Raw genomic sequence first — 849 nt, forward strand, 5'->3', positions numbered from 1 at the left:
GCCTAGCGTCAGGACTCGTTCTTGATCACAGCCAGAACAGAACGGTTGCGGCCAATGCGATTGCGGAAAGGTAGGTCTCCGGGCACCTGTCGTAACGTGTGGCGACACGTCTCCAGTCCTTCAGACGACCGAACATGATCTCGATGCGATTGCGCCTTCTGTAGCGGCGCTTGTCGTATTTCACGGTCTTCTTGCGCGACGTCCTGCCGGGGATGCAGGCTTTTATCCCTCTGTCCTGCAATGCTTTTCGAAGCCAGTCAGCGTCATAGCCCCGGTCTGCCAGAAACCAGTCGGCCTGCGGCAGGCTGTCCAGAAGCGCCGCCGCGCCGGTATAATCACTGACCTGCCCTGCCGACATGAAGAACCGGATCGGTCTGCCTTTCGCATCGGTGACGGCGTGCAGCTTTGTGTTCATGCCGCCTTTCGTTCGACCGATCTGGCGACCGCGCCCCCCTTTTTCGCACGCAGGCTACAAGCCGTGCGGTGCGCCTTCAGATACGTCGCGTCGATCATGATCGTCTTGGGATCGGTGTCCTTTGCAGCCAGGCCGACCATGATCCGTGCAAAGACCCCGTTGTCACTCCAGCGCCTCCAGCGATTGTAGAGCGTCTTTGCCGGTCCATATTCTCTTGGTGCATCGCACCATCGCAAGCCATTGCGATTGATGAAAATAATGCCGCTTAGCACCCGCAAGTCATCCACTCGCGGACGGCCATGGCTCTTGGGAAAGAACGGGCGAAGGCGCGCCATCTGCGCTTCGGTCAGCCAGAACAAGTTGCTCATCGATCAGGTCTCCTTGCGGCGGCCTGAATCACGCAAAGGGCGTAAAATCAATGGGTCTGGAGCCTA

General features: G+C 58.7%; 1 protein-coding gene. It reads right to left on the bottom strand.

Annotation, left to right across the window (positions count from 1 at the left end; all coding sequences use genetic code 11):
• Window positions 1-25: 25 nt before the first annotated feature.
• A protein-coding gene (locus ACFQDM_RS15165) for an IS5 family transposase (protein ID WP_157001717.1) occupies window positions 26-783 on the bottom strand; the annotation gives its coding sequence in 2 pieces (ribosomal slippage) (window positions 26-465 and window positions 465-783; 759 coding nt in all).
• Between the last annotated feature and the right edge of the window lie 66 nt (window positions 784-849).

Source organism: Ponticaulis profundi (assembly GCF_042659465.1).
Lineage (GTDB): Bacteria > Pseudomonadota > Alphaproteobacteria > Caulobacterales > Hyphomonadaceae > Ponticaulis > Ponticaulis profundi.